The 210-nt window shown below is 57.6% G+C and carries 1 protein-coding gene; it reads right to left on the bottom strand.

Translation table 11 applies throughout. The features are described from left to right. Nucleotides 1-210, bottom strand: a 210-nt coding sequence (locus V0288_RS25015) for a tetratricopeptide repeat protein (RefSeq protein WP_332867915.1), incomplete at both ends; no start/stop codon positions are given.

Here is a 210-nt window from a genome sequence, read left to right on the forward strand (position 1 = left end):
GATGCCCAACTGGTGGTAGGTGCTGGCTTGGGAAAAGCGATCGCCGAACTCGACAAAGATAGCGAGAGCCTGTCGGTAATTCTCTCGCGCCTCCTCGAACTCCCGTAACTCCTGCGCGACGATGCCCAACTGGTGGTAGGTGCTGGCTTGGGAAAAGCGATCGCCGAACTCGACATAGATAGCGAGAGCCTGTCGGTAATTCTCTCGCGC

Source organism: Pannus brasiliensis CCIBt3594 (genome assembly GCF_036688125.1).
Lineage (GTDB): Bacteria > Cyanobacteriota > Cyanobacteriia > Cyanobacteriales > Microcystaceae > Pannus > Pannus brasiliensis.